Genomic DNA, 17,366 nt, shown 5'->3' with positions numbered 1-17,366 from the left:
CTAGAATGCATTTTGATACTAAAGCAGTTCATGCCGGTGTAAAGCCAGATCCTTCTACAGGGGCTATAATGACGCCTATTTTTCAAACTTCTACCTATGTGCAAAAGTCTCCAGGAGACCATAAGGGGTTTGAATACTCAAGAACGCAAAACCCAACCAAGTATGCACTCCAAGAAAGTATTGCTGCACTAGAAAATGCCGACCACGGCTTGGTTTTTGGTTCAGGATTAGCCGCAATTGACGCAGTACTGAAACTTTTTAAACCTGGTGATGAAGTAATTAGTGGCAACGATTTGTATGGGGGGACATATCGCTTATTTACAAAGGTTTTTGAAGGCTTAGGTATCAAGTTTCATTTTATCGATTTAGATAACATTTCGAATATCGAAAACTTCATTAACGATAATACGAAGTTGATTTGGTTAGAAACACCAACTAACCCTATGATGAGTATCATTGATATTAAGGGTGCTGCGGCTATCGCGAAAGCGCATGATGTGCTTTTGGCCGTTGATAACACATTTGCCACTCCTTATTTACAAACACCGCTCGATCTTGGGGCAGATATTGTAATGCACTCAGTGACCAAATATCTAGGTGGTCACTCGGATGTAGTTATGGGAGCATTAGCTATAAAAGATAGTGAGTTAGCAAAAAAGCTAGCATTCATTCAAAACGCTTCTGGTGCAGTATCCGGACCTTTCGATTGCTTTCTGGTGCTGAGAGGAATTAAAACACTTCACCTGCGCATGGAAAGACATTGTGCAAATGGCAAGAGGGTGGCAGAGTATCTGAATAATCACCCTAAGATTAATAAAGTGTATTGGCCTGGGTTCGAAAATCATCCGAATCATGCGGTTGCTAAAGAGCAAATGAAAGATTTTGGCGGCATGGTTTCATTCACCCTATTGGAAGACGATCAGGAAGCGTCTTTCAGAATCATGGAAAGTTTGAAATTATTTGCTTTGGCAGAATCTTTAGGAGGAGTAGAATCATTGGCAAATCATCCAGCTTCTATGACGCATGCTGGGATTCCAAGAGACCAAAGGTACAAGGTTGGGCTGCTAGATTCTCTCATAAGGTTAAGTGTTGGAGTAGAAAATGCCGAAAATTTAATCGCAGACCTCGAACAGGCCATAGGTTAGTCCAAATATTCAATCGCATTAAGAACCCGGCGCTGCTGGGTTTTTTTGTGCCCGACGATTCAGTCAGTAGATTATACGGTTCAGTCCCGGTTTTACCTGTTTGGGAAAATAATCTTCTTTTTTTATGACAAAAATTAAACTTTTATTGACCTTTGTCGTCTAATACAATATACGAAAGCAAATATTATTTGGTAACGTTAAGGTAACAACAAGATAGTAACAACAACACATTCAGAATAACAACACGGTCATGAAAAGAGGAGCAAACACAAAACGAAAAATGTCAGCGATAGTCGCATTGGCATTAGCAGGAATGGTGACATTCACTGCAGGCATTCAGTCTTATAGTATTCCTAAAAATGAAGTGCCTGTAGCATATGACATCAAAAGTTCTTTAGAAAGAGCTTATGAAGATTTTACAATGGAAGCGTATGACGCGAATTTTGTTGTAGAAGATCAGGAAGTAGAAATCATCGACATTTACGATAGCGAAGATAATTTAATCAAGTCTATTGAACTTACTGGAGATGAGGTAATTGAAGATGTACAAATTAAAAAATTATTAAACAAAGCTGATTTTTTAACCAGCTATAGCAATACATCGATTTACAAGATCAACTAAGATTTAGTAAAACGTCAGAATTAAGTAAGAAAGTCGATCCAGAAATGGGTCGACTTTTCTTTTGCCCATTCATATAAAACAACGATAGCTTCTTCTCAAATTGGCTGTTAGTTCCTAAATTATTAGCGTAATAACTCTAGAGTAGAATTACCTTAATCAAACTAATAATTATGCTAGCAAAAAGATTCTCAACTAAAGGAGTGATGGCCTTGGCCTGTTTGCTCTTGTTTTCTTTTGCCTTTGATGCTCAAGCGCAACGCCGAGCTAGGAAATCAAAAAAATCCGAAAATCAGACCGTTCAAGATCCGCGTGCCGATGTCTATAATGGCATTGAGTGGAGGTCTATAGGCCCTTTCCGTGGAGGAAGAGCTTCCTCAGTAACAGGAGTGGTAGGTAAACCACAAGTATTTTATATGGGTGCTACTGGCGGCGGTGTTTGGAAAACCGAAAATGGTGGCACAACCTGGGAAAACATTTCAGATGGATATTTCGGAGGTTCAATTGGTGCTGTTGCAGTAAGTGAATCGAATACAAAAGTGATTTATGTAGGCCAAGGCGAAGAAACTGTAAGAGGTAATGTTTCCTCTGGTTTTGAAGGAATCTGGAAGTCAGTTGATGGTGGTGAGACATGGAAGAATATCGGATTAGAAAATGGAATGCATGTTGGGCGAATCAAAATTCACCCAGACAATCCAGATGTAGTTTGGATAGCCGTAATGGGTGACTTGTACAAATCTTCTGAAACAAGGGGTGTTTATAAAACTACCGATGGTGGAAAGAACTGGAGAAAAGTATTGTATGCCAATGCAGATGCGGGGGCAGTAGATATTTCATTAGACCCGAGTAACCCTGATTTTATGATGGCGAGTACTTGGCGAGTGAGAAGAACACCTTACAGCTTAACATCAGGTGGCGAAGGTTCTGGTGTTTGGAGATCTAAAGACGGTGGAGAAACTTGGGAAAACATAATGGACAAAAGAGGAATGCCTAATGGTCCTATTGGAATTAGTGGAGTAGCCATTTCACCTGTGAACTCAAATACTATCTACGCGATTATAGAAGCAAATAAAGGTGGCGTTTACAAGTCAACAGATGGCGGAGAAACTTGGAGAAACACGAACTCTGATCGTGCACTAAGGCAAAGAGCTTGGTATTACTCAAGAATATATGCCGATACGCAAGACGAGGATAGAGTATATGTACTAAACGTAGGTTATCACACTTCAAATGATGGAGGCAGAACTTTTAATAGAAGAAACGCACCTCACGGTGATCACCATGACTTATGGATTGCTCCAGAAGACAATAAAAGATTAGGTATTGCGGATGACGGCGGTGCTCAGATTTCTTACAATGCTGGTAATTCATGGTCTACTGACGATAATCAGCCTACAGCACAATTTTATAGAGTTACAACTGATAATGCATTTCCATACAGAATTTATGGTGCACAACAAGATAACTCAACAGTAAGAATAGATCACAGATCATTTGGTTTTGCCATTACTGAAGACAACTGGGAGTCTACAGCAGGAGGAGAGAGTGCGCATATAGCACCTAACCCTGACAACCCAGATATAGTATATGGTGGTAGCTACGGCGGGTTTTTAACCCGTGTTGATCACGATAAAGGAATTAACAGAAATATCAATGCGTGGCCAGACAATCCAATGGGGCATGGTGCAGAAGATTACAAATACAGGTTCCAGTGGAACTTCCCTATATTTTTCTCACCACACGATTCAAAGAAGTTATATACCACTTCCAATCAAGTGCACCTAAGTACAAATGAAGGTCAGTCTTGGGAAATTATTAGCCCAGACTTAACAAGAGCTGAGCCAGACAAATTAGGTAAATCTGGTGGTCCGATTACCTACGATGATACTTCCGTAGAATATTATGCGACAGTATTTGCAGCAATTGAATCTCCTTATGAAGAAGGTCTTCTTTGGGCAGGTTCTGATGATGGACTTGTACATGTAACTAGAGATGGTGGTAAAAACTGGGAGAATGTAACTTCTCCAGATATGCCTAAGTACCTAATGATTAATAGTATAGATGCTGATCCTTTTGTAAAAGGAGGAGCATATATAGCTGGTACTCAATACAAAATGGGGGATTATGAGCCATATTTATTCAAAACGAAGGACTATGGTAAAACTTGGACTAAAATAACCTCAGGTATTCCTAATACATATTTTACTAGAGTATTAAGAGCCGATCCTGAGCGACAGGGTTTGTTATATGCAGGTACAGAAAGAGGCATGTTTGTGTCTTTTGACGATGGGGCTTCTTGGAAACCTCTTCAAATGAATTTGCCTATCGTGCCAATCACTGATTTAACCATTAAGGAGAACAACTTAATCGCTGCCACACAAGGTAGATCGTTCTGGATGATCGACGATTTAACCATCCTACATCAATTATCAGATGAAGTAGCTGCTAAAAGCGTGCATTTATTCAAACCAATGGATGCATATCGCCTAGGTGGCGGAGGTGGCCGTTTTGGAAACAGAGGAGGTAACAATGCTATTACATTATTGTACGGTAAAAATAAGCCTGCTGGGCCTATGATTTACTACAACATGAAGGATGAAGTAGCTAAAGGAACTAAAGTAGCCATTGAGATTTATGGCAAAGAAGGCGAGCTAATTAAATCATTCAAGCAATCACCAAAGAAAGGTTTGAACATGTTCAACTGGAATATGCGATATGACAATGCGGAGGGATTTGAAGGCTTAATTATGTGGGCGGCTTCAATTAGAGGACCAGGACCATTAGCACCTTCAGGAACTTATACTGCTAAGTTAATAGTAGGAGATGAAGTTCAAGAGACTCCATTTACCCTATTGCGCGACCCGCGTTACCCATCTACTGATGCTGATATTCAAGCACAATTTGAATTCTTAATCAAAGTGAGAGATAAGGTAACTGAAACGCATGTTGCGATTAAAGACATTAGATCTACTCGTGATCAGATGAATGATTTGATGAATAAAATTAGAGGAGACGATCGCTACAAAGAAGTAATTGATGCAGGTAAAGCGTTGCTAGATAAGATGAAAGTGATTGAAGAAGCACTTTACCAAACTAAGAATCGTTCAGGTCAAGATCCATTGAACTTCCCTATCAGGTTAAATAACAAGCTAGCAGCATTGCTAGGTGTATCTGGTGGAGGAGAATGGAGACCGACCGCACAGTCTGAAACGGTGAGAAGAGAGCTTACCCAGCAGATTGATGATGAATTGGAAAAACTTAGAAAAATCATGTCCGATGATCTGCCTGATTTTAATAATCTTGTAAAACAGAAATCTGTTGACGCAATTATTATTAAAAAGAAGAAGAGTAAGAAGGAAACAGATACCTCTACTTCACCAGATAACGACTAAAAAGAATAGTATATAAAAAAAGGCCTCGATTTAATCGAGGCCTTTTTTTGTCTTTGCTGAATTACTTTTTCAGCGCTTCTAGTACAGCGGCCTTTTCTTCATTTAATAAACCGTAGTCATAGAAAGCAATACCGTTAGCACCACCAGCTTTTACTTTTTCAATCATAACCTCAACATCCTCGGTAGTTTTTTCGCTAAGGTATTGAGCAGTGTAAAGAGGTTTGGAGCCTTTTAGCGCATCAACACCTTCTTGCGTACCAGTTCTGATAAAGTCTATTTCTTCGGCATAAAACTGATAGTAAATCATTGGGAATACAAAGTCCAAATCCCATTCATCCCAAGCCTGACGTACATATTTTCTAGCCAGATTAGGCGTCGCAAATACAGAAGCAGAGAGCTTTTTATTTCGCTTATGAACTTCAATAGCTATTCTATTTACAAGGTTAGTAATGGAGTCATATCTAAACTGAAGCCATTTTTTATCCTGACTCGGATCGTCCAAATCTAAAGGATCGTATCCCTGTTCAGCTTTGAATTTTCCTCTACAAGTATCACAGTAGCAGAAGTCATATTCAGGCATTTCGTGATCTTGAACAAGATCGTATTTCTCCCAAAGTCCACGAGGAAGAATTACATCGCAGTATCGAACATAATCTAATTGAACGCCATTTAGACCCTCAACTTCGGCTATGTCGATCATTCCTTTAATAATGTAGTCTTGAACTTCTGGCTTAGAAGGGCAGAGCCATTGGTAATAACCTACATAAGGATTGACGTCTAAACTAGAATTGCCATCTCTACTGACGGCATACCAATCCGGATGAGCCATTGCTTCTTTATTACCAGGTCTGTTCATTACCCATTGCCATGAGTGAATTTCCAACCCGAGAGATTTAGCTATAGGTACGGTCATATTAAGCGTTTCAACTCCACCACCAGCGAGCACGCCATAAAAGCCTAGGTCCTTTAACCTTGTTAACTGAGTTCGCCATTCTGTTTCAGTTTTGTTCGCCCCGTTGCCAACCCACATCCATAACTTGAAATCTTCTTCCTTGGAATTGTCACATGACGTGAAAATCAAGGGAGAAGCCATTATCGCTGCCGAGCCAAGTCCAACTTGCTTGATGAATTTTCTTTTATCCATGAGTTTATGCTAAGAGTTATTTTTTCTTTTTCAAAAGCCTACCGGTCTGATCGATTAACCATAAGATAGTCGCGTCAAAAGGATCATTCATTATAGCCTGATAGCCATGTTTGTCCGCCTCCAAATTCCATACTATCGGTAGTCCAAAACTAAATTCTTTTTCAGCCAGTAAGTGACTTTTCTGACTAGTAAAGGTCTTTGTAGCGCGAACAAAACTCTTCTGTTTTCTGTGTATTTGATATAGTAGCTGTCTTACCTCTTCAGCTCTAAGATCTAAAGTGTTTTGAAGAATGGCTTCTTCGGGCTGATCTAAGAAGACAACATTGCCCCAAAATTCTGGCTCGTGCATGGCTATAGCCCTTTGCTGAGACCATACCCAGTTGTTCTCTGGTAAGTTTTTGCCAGTTTTAGCATCCTTCTTCTTTACGTAGTCGTTGCCTTCAATATTGGTTTCCCACTGTACTCTAGAGAAGTTAACGCGCCATGAGTCACCGGAAAAAGGTGGAGATTTCACGTTGGTAGTTTGCTTAAAGACCTTCCATGGGATGGCTATTTCAACAGACCAACTCTGGTCGATATCGCTTGGGTCATTCAATGTACCGTTAATCTTTACTGCCGATTTTAAACCATTGATATCATAAGCATTAATTGCATGCCCTTGATCTCTATAAGGTTTCGTTAGGAGCAAATCCCAAACAGTATTCAAGGCATTGATTTCAAATTCGGTATAATTGTGAGTATCTCCGTCTGGGTCAATGAAAATCTCAAAATCGTTGTCGTAAAATATTACAGCATCACGTTCAGTCAATTTTGCCCAGATATGAGGTTCCTCTAAGAGTGCAAAAAAGTAGAAGTAACTTTCGTCCCAGAGCATTTTAACCCTTGTATTCCGATAGGGCTTTGGTTTTTTATCGCCTTCAATATCGATAAAGTCTTGAGACCATTTGGCATTGCTCCATGAGTTTTCATTGTCCATACCATCAACCAAAATTGGCTCAGAGGTTTTCATAGCCTTATAGGATCTTACCTCAATAATATCCTTTTGCGAAAAGCCAATTGTTGTAGATAGTAATAGTGTGATAAGAATTGAAGACAAGCGTTTCATGAAATAAAGTGCGTCACTCAGAACAGTTTACAAACAAGTTAAAAAGAAATCCCCCAACCAATAAAGGAAGGGGGATTGATACTTTGTTGGTTTTATTAACCAATATTAATTCCGAAGAAGTTACTTAGAACTACCAGAACGAATAAAAGGATTAATAGAACTGGGCTGAGGTAACTGATTGTAAAGCGTAAGTATTTCTTTACAAAAGAATTGGAAAAGCCACTATAGCCTTCAGATAATTCTTGTTCTAAGTTTTTGGTTTTCCATACATATGCCGCAAAAATGACGATTAACGACCCTCCTAAAACTAGGAACGTATCTGCAATGTGCCCTGCAAAAGTCATGAAATCTGTAGGACTATTGGCGTTAAAGTAAGTGACAAATCTACCAAACAGATCAGAGGCGCCATTTGCGAGTAAAGAAGGAATACCAATTAAGAAGATAATGAAAGCTACGATCATGGTAGCCTTACTACGCTTCATTTTGTATTCATCTACAACATAAGATACAGGTACTTCTAGTAGAGATACAGTTGAAGTTAATGCTGCAAAAGATAGTAATAAGAAGAAAAGAGAGCCGATAACAACCCCAGCACCGCCTAAGGTTTCAAATACACCAGGAAGATTTACGAAAATTAAGCCCGCTCCACCAGAAGCGTTCGACATATCTCCGCCACTGTTAAAGGCAACAAATGGGAAGATCATTAATCCCGCTAAAAATGCCATTCCAACATCCGCTAAAGTGATCAGGGCAGAAGAAGATACAATGTTCTCTTTTTTACTTAAATAACTACCATAAGTGATTAAAGCACCCATACCTAAGGAAAGGGAGAAGAAAGATTGTCTTAAAGCGCCACTAATTACCGCTAGATTTATTTTACTGAAATCAGGTACTAGATAGAATTCTACTCCGGCCATAGCATTTGGCAGTGTGAAAGAATAAACGACTAATGACAAAATCATCAGTATTAAAGCAGGCATTAAGATTTTTGAAGCTTTTTCTATACCGCCTGACACACCTCTTGAAACGATATAAGATGTTGCTAACATAAAAAGAATAGAATAAGCACCCACTTTAATGAAATCTGCCGTGAATTCACCAAAACGTTGGCCAATATCAAAATGGCCTAACACCATTTCAATGAAATAACCGAATGCCCAACCAGCAACCACATTGTAAAAGGACAATATGATTACCCCACTGAGGATGCCGAGTTTACCGACAACGTTCCACCTTTTAAAGCCTAGTGCATTGAAAGCACCGACAGCATTCTTTTGAGTTTTCCGTCCTATAGCTACTTCTGTAACCATAACTGGAAAGCATAGGATAAAACAAAAAAGTAGATAGATAACCACAAATGCTGCGCCACCGCCATCTCCAACTTCAAATGGAAATTTCCAGATGTTACCTAAACCTACGGCTGAACCCGCTGCTGCTGCTATAAAACCTAATCGACTTGAAAAGCCACCTCTTGCTGCCATTACTATTTAATTTTTGAAATCCGAATATATGTGATTCTTGATTGTGAAGAGTGCTATTCATCAAAAAAGTACGACTCTTGCTATCTCGAAATTTAAAATCATCTGATTAGAGGGGTAGTTTCATCGATTATGTTGATTCTCTTGCCTTCTACAACTATCTTATAAGTAGTTAGTATGCTCATTCGCAGTTATATGAATCAATTAGTCTGGGCTTAGGCGTTGATTTGGAAGAGGATAGAGCAGAAGGATATAAATACGATTAAGGTATTCCGAAAAAACAGCTATTATTGACCTTTCGAAAAGAGACTTATGGAACCATATTTTACCAATGACGCCGTTGTACTTGGGCTTTTAGTAACAATAATTGCTTGGGTATTTCACACCTCGTCATCTACAAACCCTAAATGGAAGAAATTCTATTCAATAGTACCTAGTGTTCTACTTTGCTATTTCTTGCCTGGTTTCCTGAATTGGCCGCTAGGCTTAGTTTCAGGAGAAGATTCCAACTTGTATTTTATGGCATCGCGCTACTTGTTACCAGCGAGTCTGATATTGCTTTGCTTAAGTATTGATCTTAAGGGTATCATAAATCTAGGCCCAAAAGCCTTGATCATGTTTTTTGCAGCAACCATAGGTATTGTAATTGGCGGACCTTTGGCTATTCTCCTTATTTCTTGGCTAGCACCAAGTATTCTTGATGTGGGTGGAGGAGAAGAAGTATGGCGAGGTTTGGCAACCGTTGCTGGGAGTTGGATTGGAGGAGGTGCTAATCAAGCATCCATGAAGGAAATATTTGGAGTAAGTGATGGCTTGTTTTCAACCATGATTGTAGTGGATGTGATATGTGCCAACATTTGGACAGGCTTTTTGCTATATGGGGCTAGTATTACTAAAAAGGTAGATAAATGGCTTAAATCTGATACTACGGCTATCGACGATTTAAAAACGCGTGTCGAAGATTATCAAGCAAGTATCGCTAAGATTCCAACGCTTTCCGAAGTAATGACCATTCTTGCTATTGGCTTTGGAGGTACAGCACTCGCCCATTGGGGTGCTGATAATATCGCCCCATTTATGGATACTAAAATGGAGTGGTTAGAAAAATATAGTCTGACGTCTTTAGCCTCTGGTTTCTTTTGGCTGGTGGTTATCGCCACTACAATTGGAGTTGCCTTATCCTTTACCAAAATGAGGAAGTACGAAGGAGCCGGTGCCTCAAGACTGGGTAGCGTTTTCATTTTTATCCTCGTTGCTACGATTGGTATGAATATGAATATTGGTGAAATTTTCAATAACCTAGGTCTATTTGCCATAGGCATCACATGGATGTTAGTGCATGTGATTATAATGATCGGTGTGGCAAAGTTGGTGAAAGCACCGTTTTTCTTTGTGGCGGTTGGTAGTCAAGCCAATGTTGGTGGTGCTGCATCTGCGCCAGTAGTAGCATCAGCTTTTAGTCCGGCATTAGCGCCAGTTGGTGTATTGTTGGCAGTTCTTGGTTATGCTTTAGGAACTTATGGAGCCTTATTATGTGCTCAACTGATGTCGAGTGTTTCATCGTAATTGAGAGGGAAGGGATAAGTAAAGACTGCTATTTTCGGCTGTCTATTTCCCTTTGAGCGTTTCGTCTTAAGTTGCCAAATGCCCAGAGTGGGTAGCCAAAACCTACTATCAATACGATAGGAATAAGCGTATAGCCTTGTGAGTTTCCTATGACATAAGAATAAATGCCCACTGCTAATGCAATAAGTCCTGCGAAACTCATAAGGGTAACTTGAAGCCTCAAGAACTTCTTTTTCTTAACCTCTAACTCTTCTACCGAGTATCCCTCAAATTCATTTTTGACTAGCATAAGGAATTAATCATTTAGTTAGGGCAATTGTTTAGTAAGTTTCAAGTAGCTGAAACAACTTATCTAATTTTGGGGTGAGTATGATTTCAGTCCGTCTATTGAGGGCTTTATTTTCAGCAGTTGAATTTTCTGCAACTGGAGAAAATTCTCCTCGGCCTGAAGCTGTAATCACTTCGTTCAGGATGCCGTTGTCTATCAAAATTCTTACAATGGAAGTAGCGCGAATAACACTTAGGTCCCAATTGTCTTCAAATTTACCAGAGCCGCTTAATGGAACATTATCGGTATGGCCTTCTACCATTATATTGATCTCATTATTGCCTTTTAAAGCATTCGCTAGTTGTTTTAGCGCACCAACACCTTTTTCATCAACTTTTGTGCTTCCTGAATTGAATAAGAGTTTTTCGGCCAGCGAAACATATACTTTCCCGTTTTTTACTTCTACAGAAAGGTCGTTTTCACCAAAGTTGAGCAAGGCATCGGTAACGCGTTTCTTTAAATTTTGAACGGCTAAGTCTTTTTCCGCGATTAAACGTTCAAGTTCAGCAACTTTGGCCTCTCTTTTTGAAAGGTCTTCGGCCAATTCTTGATTTCTCTTCTGTTCAATTTCTAATTCATCTTCTATAGCCAACAAACGTTGTTGTTGCTGGGCAATATCAGTACTCAATTGACTGCTATTGGTTAGAAGATTGTCATAAAGCTGTTTGATGCGCGTATAATCATCTTGTACTTTCTTTAACTCCTTAATTAATATATCCAAGTCGTTTTTAAGCGCGACGTTTTTACCTTGTAAGTCTTCCACTTGAACTTCAAGTCGATTCGTTTTTTCAGCAGCAACCTTCAGCTCTTCTTGGAGTCTTGTTTTATCGTTTTCTAGCTGATTTCGTTCTAAAGAGACCGCATCGAATTCTTTTTTGGCTACACAAGAAGCAAGTAGCAATGAGATGACTGTGAGAATCGATAATTTCTTAAAAAAATGAGTCATTGGTATTTATTGAGTTATGCAAATATGGCCATTTCCAATGAGAAACTTATGGGATACTAAACACACCGAGGCGAGAAAAGTTATGCTGCATGCATAATATTATTTAACTTATAAGCCTCTATAAACAACAATGAAATGAGAACGGACGGAATGCTTAAAGATGATGCCTTAAAAGGACAAACTATTATTGTAACGGGTGGAGGTACAGGGCTAGGAAGGTCAATGGGTAAATACTTCTTAGAAGTAGGTGCCAATTTGGTGATCACTAGTAGAAAGTTGGAGGTATTGGAAAAAACCGCCCAAGAATTAGAGCAGGAAACAGGCGGTAAAGTTTTAGCCGTGCAATGTGATGTTAGAGACTACGAGCAGGTAGAGAATGTATTGAATAAAGCAGAAGAGCGTTTTGGTCAAATTAATGGTTTGCTGAATAATGCAGCTGGTAATTTTGTAAGCCCAACAGAAAGACTTTCGCATAGAGCATTCGATACTATAATAGATATAGTTTTAAAAGGAACTACTAATTTCACTTTGGCCTTAGGAAAAAAGTGGATTGAGCAGAAGCAAGCAGGTACTGTATTAAATATTGTGACAACATATGCCTGGACAGGTTCCGGTTATGTTGTGCCTTCAGCCTGTGCCAAAGCAGGTGTTTTAGCCATGACAAGGTCGTTAGCTGTAGAATGGTCTAAATACAAAATACGAATGAATGCTATTGCCCCGGGGCCGTTTCCAACGGAAGGGGCTTGGAGTAGATTGCTACCAGGTGATCTGATCGATAAATTCGACCCTGCGAAACTCGTACCTGTCGGTAGAGTAGGAGAGCATCAAGAGTTGGCGAATCTGGCAGGCTATCTTATGTCTGATTATTCAGCCTATGTTAACGGAGAAGTGGTGACCATTGATGGTGGTGAATGGCTCATGGGAGCAGGTGAATTCAGCCATTTGGAAAAAGTACCTCAAGAAATGTGGGATATGATGGAAGCTGCAAGGTCAAAAAAGTGATAGGCCCCAAGTTACTCTGGGGCTATTGGAAGGCAAAAAGAAAGCTAAAAAGGACTGATTTTTAGCTTACAAACCATCTATTCAACGCTCTAGAAGTCTGATGCTTAGTTGGTCTTAACATTGAATTAATATCCTTAACGTTTAGTTATTATTGAAGTGCTATTTATGTCCGATTTTTCATGATTTCTTAAAATAGCTTACACGTTTAAGTCTAAGGTACTTAACACCTTTGGGTCAAATTAAAACCCATGAAAAGAACCTTATCTATACTCATTACATTCTTCGCACTTATTCAAGCTGGCTATGCCCAGAATGGAGTTGTAAAAGGAAGAATCACAGACGAACTAGGGCTACCATTGCCGGGAGCAAGTGTTTTTCTTATAAGCACAAATAAAGGTATACCAACAGATGAAAACGGTTATTATACATTAGCACAAGTGCCTGCTGGGTCACATAAAATGACCGTCAGTTTTATAGGTTACAAGAAAGTTGAAAAAACGCTTACTGTAAAGGCAAATGAAACTACTGTAATAGATGTGAAAATGGAGCCTGGGTTTGCAGCAGGTGGAGAAGTAATTATTTTAGGTGATAGATTAAAAGGTCAAGCTAAAGCCCTAAACCAACAGAGAACTAACGCGAATATTACAAATGTTGTAGCAGCAGATCAGATTGGTAGGTTTCCAGATGCTAATATTGGTGATGCGCTAAAAAGAATTCCAGGTATCACTATTCAAAATGACCAAGGCGAAGCAAGAAATATTATTATTAGAGGCTTAGCTCCACAGTTAAACTCTGTAATGCTCAATGGAGAAAGAGTTCCTTCTGCTGAAGGAGACAATAGAAATGTGCAGTTAGACCTTATTCCATCAGATTTAATTCAGACCATTCAAGTGAATAAAGCCGTATTGCCAGATATGGATGCCGATGCAATAGGAGGTTCTGTAAACCTTGTAACGAGATCAGCTCCTGACGGAGGGCGTATTTCTGGGACAGTAGCTTCTGGATATAACTTTTTATCAAATAAACCTATCTGGACGGGTAGTGTAATTGTTTCTGACCGCTTTGCAGAAGGCAAGTTAGGCGCATTGTTTTCTGCAAGTTACAATAACCACAATTTAGGTTCTGACAACTTCGAGGCTGTTTGGTTTGAAGGAGATAATGGTGAAGCACTCATCGAGGAGTTTGATATTAGGGAGTACCAATTACAAAGAATCAGAAGAAGTTTTAACCTAGCGTTAGACTACGAAATCAATGCAAATCACAAGTTAATCCTATCTGGAGTCTACAACTGGAGAGATGATTGGGAGAACAGGTATAGAATGAGAGTTTCTCGAATTGATGATGCTTTTGATGATGGCGACCAAGTATTAACGGGTACTAACCAATGGACGCTTCCTGCAAGAGTTGAATTCCAAACAAAAGGCGGTATTGATAATGATAGAGTTGATAATAGACGGTTGGAAGATCAGCGAAATAGAAACCTGACTTTAAAAGGGGAGCATCAACTAGATAAATTGAGAATGACATGGTCTGCCTCATATGCTAGAGCATCGGAAGAAAGACCAAACGAAAGATATATCAGTTACAGAGAAAGTGGACAATCTGTCAACCTTGATCTAAGAGATCCAGGTTTCCCTATAGCCCTACTAACAAACCCTGCTGATAATTTTGGTATTGGCTTCAACGAGATTACCGAAGAGTTTCAGGATACTTATGATGAGGATTTTAACACTAGAATTGATTTTACCTTACCCGCTTCTGACAACACTATATTGAAGTTTGGTACTAGACTTAGAACTAAGAATAAAGTAAGAACGAATTCATTCTTTTCTTATGAGCCGATCGATGAGAATGCGTTCGGAGCAACTTTAGGAGATGCTATAAATGCCGACATTTCTAACCCAGACTATTTAGCAGGCAGCCAGTACAGAATTGGAAACTTTGTAACACCTGAATTTCTTGGTGGGCTTGATCTTAGAAATGCTTCGATTTTCGATGAATCTGATGAGTTAGGAGAGTATATTTCAGGTAACTATACTGCCGATGAAGACATCTTTAGTGTATATGCTATGGCAGATTTTCAAATGAGCGATAAGTTCTCCGGTATTGTTGGTTTACGTTTAGAATCTACAAGCCTTGAGTATTCAGGTTTCCTTTTCGATGTAGATAACGATACGTTTACATCAGAAACGGCATCTCAGAACTACACAAACTTTATGCCTGGCGTTCACCTGAACTATAACTTTAGCGAATATTCTGTTTTAAGATTTGCCTACACGAATACTATTGCAAGACCAAACTATTTTGATTTGGTTCCTTATGCAGAGTTTAGCCCAGATGATGAAGCACTTGTAAGAGGAAATCCAAATTTGGAAGCTGCTACATCTACCAATTTTGATTTAATGTACGAGAACTACTTTGAGAACATTGGTATTGTATCAGGAGGTATGTTTTACAAAGACATCAGCAACTTTATCTACGAACAGCGCCAAGAAGGATTCAACGACCCTCAGTTTGGAAATGACCTTCAATTCACAACGTTTGATAACGGTGGTACCGCAGAAATTTACGGTATTGAAGTCTCACTTCAACGTCAGATTTGGAAAGGTCTTGGTATCTATTTAAACTATACTTACACGCAGTCAAATACTACAGGTATTCAAGGAAGAGAAGCCGAAGATATTGCATTGCCAGGTACGGCAGAAAATATGTTTAATGCCTCATTATCTTATGAGACTGATAAACTCGTGTTAAGAGCGTCATTGAATTATGCAAGTGATTACATTGATGAGCTTGGTGGGGAGGCTTTTGAAGATCGATACTATGACAAACAAACCTTCCTTGACATCAACGGATCATATGCTTTTAAGCCGAATTGGAGATTCTTCTTCGAAGTGAATAACATCACTAACCAGGAGTTAAGATATTACCAAGGGGTGAGCTCAAGAACTATGCAGCGTGAATACTACAATGCTAGATTGAACGCTGGTTTAAAGTTCGATATTTTCAAATAAGAGATTGTAAACAGGAGAAGGTTCTTTGGACCTTCTCTTTATCTAATAAATATGAAGAAATTAAAAGGCCTCTACCTCGTTTTTGGTTTTGTCGTATTAGCATCTTGTAATCCACCTGAGAATGTTGATAGAATTGTTCCTGTTACCATAACAGATCCGGTTATATACGATACTGATGACCCGGCAATTTGGGTAAATAAAAAAGATCCATCTAAGAGTCTTATCATTGGCACAGATAAAGATGTAGATGGTGCGCTTTATGTCTTTGATTTATTTGGTAAAGTCGTTGAAGATAAAGTAATAAGAGGTCTTCAAAGACCCAATAATGTTGACTTGGTACAAGGTTTCGTTTTTGGAAATGATACCATTGATATAGCCGTCACAGGTGAACGACTAACTCATAACTTGAGGGTTTTTAGTATACCTGATATGAAGCCTATCGATGGTGGAGGAATTCCAGTGTTTGAAGGAGAAACAGAACCACTTTTTAGAGATCTCATGGGGATCTCATTATACAAGCGTCCAACTGATGGTGCCGTATTCGTAATCATGGGTAGAAAGACTGGACCAACAGATGGTACTTATCTTTGGCAATATCGACTGGGTGCGTCAGCAGAAGGCCTAGTGACCACTACACTAGTAAGGAAGTTCGGAAATTACAGTGGACAAAAAGAAATTGAGTCTATTGCCGTAGATCATGAACTTGGGTTCATCTATTACTCCGATGAAGGAGTAGGCGTAAGAAAGTACTATGCAGACCCTGAGAAGGGTAATCAAGAGCTCGCTTTATTCGCTACTACAGGTTTCCGCGATGATCATGAAGGGATCTCTATTTATGATAATGGAAATGGAAAAGGATTCATTTTAGTGTCTGACCAACAGGCCAACGCCTTTCATATCTTCAAAAGGGAAGGGGCTGCAGACAATAAGCATCAACACGATTTAGTGAAAGTAGTTCATGTCTCGACCAGCGAAAGCGACGGTTCTGATATTAGCAATGTGGCATTTAATGAAACTTATAAGAAGGGAATATTCGTGGCTATGTCCGACGATAAGACCTTTCAGTATTATAGAGTAGAAGATATTCTTGACTTGGGAGATCAGTAATTACTGATCTCTATATTTATCAATAAAGTCTCTAATGTTATTTTTGAATCGGATGATGTCTTCTGATTGATCGTTTGTATCAGCAGTATCTATGATCACCATTTGACGACTGCCGTCCGTTTCGAAAAAAACAAAGTAACCACCTTGGTCGGCACAATCAGGACAGCCATAGCTTTCAATTTTAGAATCGATAAGTTCTGATGGTATACCCTTCACTATCGCCCGTGCTTCAGTAAATGCCGCCTTATCGAGCGTTCTAGTGGGTTGAAATTCGTATTGATCGAATGTAAAATGACCTTCAGCATCGTGTGACTGAACTTTGCTGCTGTCTACTTGAAAAGCATTAAAACAATTACCAAAGCAATGTCCGGCAAAACTACCGAATAGGATGTTTTCAGCTTCTGAAGGAAAACCTTCGTTTTCGCAGCTGTTAAGTGCAATTAGACAAAATAAAAGGGTCAGAGATAGTATCTTCTTCATACTTATCTTGACCCTTATAACTTTAAATAAGTTGGAATGA

General features: G+C 39.2%; 13 protein-coding genes. 7 read left to right on the top strand and 6 right to left on the bottom strand.

From position 1 onward, the window contains the following. Positions 1–5: 5 nt before the first annotated feature. The 3 genes from JXQ92_RS07235 to JXQ92_RS07225 all read left to right on the top strand — a co-directional run bounded on the left by JXQ92_RS07235 (position 6) and on the right by JXQ92_RS07225 (position 5,156). Positions 6–1,145 carry a cystathionine gamma-synthase gene (locus JXQ92_RS07235; RefSeq protein ID WP_421985932.1) on the top strand — a complete coding sequence of 380 codons (1,140 nt, stop codon included), beginning with the start codon at positions 6–8 and terminating at the stop codon, positions 1,143–1,145. A gap of 250 nt (positions 1,146–1,395) precedes the next feature. Continuing rightward, entirely contained in the window at positions 1,396–1,767 is a 372-nt protein-coding gene (locus tag JXQ92_RS07230; RefSeq protein ID WP_421985931.1) for a hypothetical protein, read from the top strand. 170 nt (positions 1,768–1,937) lie between these two features. After that, positions 1,938–5,156, top strand: a complete 3,219-nt coding sequence (locus JXQ92_RS07225; RefSeq protein WP_421985930.1) for a WD40/YVTN/BNR-like repeat-containing protein — start codon at positions 1,938–1,940, stop codon at positions 5,154–5,156. A 61-nt stretch (positions 5,157–5,217) separates the two neighbouring features. On the opposite strand, the gene JXQ92_RS07220 is transcribed toward JXQ92_RS07225, so the two are convergent. The 3 genes from JXQ92_RS07220 to JXQ92_RS07210 all read right to left on the bottom strand — a co-directional run bounded on the left by JXQ92_RS07220 (position 5,218) and on the right by JXQ92_RS07210 (position 8,886). After that, complete coding sequence (locus JXQ92_RS07220; protein WP_421985929.1) at positions 5,218–6,300, bottom strand: family 10 glycosylhydrolase; 1,083 nt, start codon at positions 6,298–6,300, stop codon at positions 5,218–5,220. A 16-nt stretch (positions 6,301–6,316) separates the two neighbouring features. Further along, positions 6,317–7,405: a carbohydrate-binding family 9-like protein gene (locus JXQ92_RS07215; RefSeq protein ID WP_421985928.1), complete on the bottom strand. Its 1,089-nt coding sequence runs from the start codon at positions 7,403–7,405 to the stop codon at positions 6,317–6,319. A 95-nt stretch (positions 7,406–7,500) separates the two neighbouring features. Further along, positions 7,501–8,886, bottom strand: a complete 1,386-nt coding sequence (locus JXQ92_RS07210) for a sodium-dependent transporter (protein ID WP_421985927.1) — start codon at positions 8,884–8,886, stop codon at positions 7,501–7,503. Positions 8,887–9,195: 309 nt separating this feature from the next. On the opposite strand from JXQ92_RS07210, the gene JXQ92_RS07205 reads away from it, so the two are divergent. Then, positions 9,196–10,449: a DUF819 domain-containing protein gene (locus tag JXQ92_RS07205; RefSeq protein ID WP_421985926.1), complete on the top strand. Its 1,254-nt coding sequence runs from the start codon at positions 9,196–9,198 to the stop codon at positions 10,447–10,449. A gap of 28 nt (positions 10,450–10,477) precedes the next feature. On the opposite strand, the gene JXQ92_RS07200 is transcribed toward JXQ92_RS07205, so the two are convergent. Both JXQ92_RS07200 and JXQ92_RS07195 read right to left on the bottom strand, forming a co-directional pair. Further along, positions 10,478–10,738, bottom strand: a complete 261-nt coding sequence (locus JXQ92_RS07200) for a hypothetical protein (protein WP_421985925.1) — start codon at positions 10,736–10,738, stop codon at positions 10,478–10,480. 31 nt (positions 10,739–10,769) lie between these two features. Next, a complete protein-coding gene (locus JXQ92_RS07195; RefSeq protein WP_421985924.1) occupies positions 10,770–11,723 on the bottom strand; it encodes an OmpA family protein in 954 nt (317 codons plus the stop codon). A 135-nt stretch (positions 11,724–11,858) separates the two neighbouring features. Here JXQ92_RS07195 and JXQ92_RS07190 point away from each other — a divergent pair, with 135 nt between their 5' ends. From JXQ92_RS07190 to JXQ92_RS07180, 3 genes are all read left to right on the top strand, one after another. After that, on the top strand, positions 11,859–12,725 hold the full coding sequence (locus JXQ92_RS07190; protein WP_421985923.1) for an SDR family oxidoreductase: 867 nt from the start codon (positions 11,859–11,861) through the stop codon (positions 12,723–12,725). Between the two features lie 248 nt (positions 12,726–12,973). Next, the gene (locus JXQ92_RS07185; protein ID WP_421985922.1) at positions 12,974–15,739 is read left to right on the top strand and encodes a TonB-dependent receptor; all 2,766 of its coding nucleotides are present in this window, start codon (positions 12,974–12,976) and stop codon (positions 15,737–15,739) included. 51 nt (positions 15,740–15,790) lie between these two features. Continuing rightward, the gene (locus JXQ92_RS07180) at positions 15,791–16,846 is read left to right on the top strand and encodes a phytase (RefSeq protein ID WP_421985921.1); all 1,056 of its coding nucleotides are present in this window, start codon (positions 15,791–15,793) and stop codon (positions 16,844–16,846) included. Here the strand turns inward: JXQ92_RS07180 and JXQ92_RS07175 are convergent, their stop codons facing one another. Further along, positions 16,847–17,326, bottom strand: a complete 480-nt coding sequence (locus tag JXQ92_RS07175; RefSeq protein WP_421985920.1) for a hypothetical protein — start codon at positions 17,324–17,326, stop codon at positions 16,847–16,849. It abuts the gene before it with no gap. Positions 17,327–17,366 lie beyond the last annotated feature (40 nt).

Origin of the sequence: Roseivirga sp., from assembly GCF_049099775.1 — a bacterium.
GTDB lineage: Bacteria > Bacteroidota > Bacteroidia > Cytophagales > Cyclobacteriaceae > Roseivirga.
Note: the sequence above shows the minus strand (reverse complement) of the source record. Positions and strands in the feature narration are given on the sequence as shown.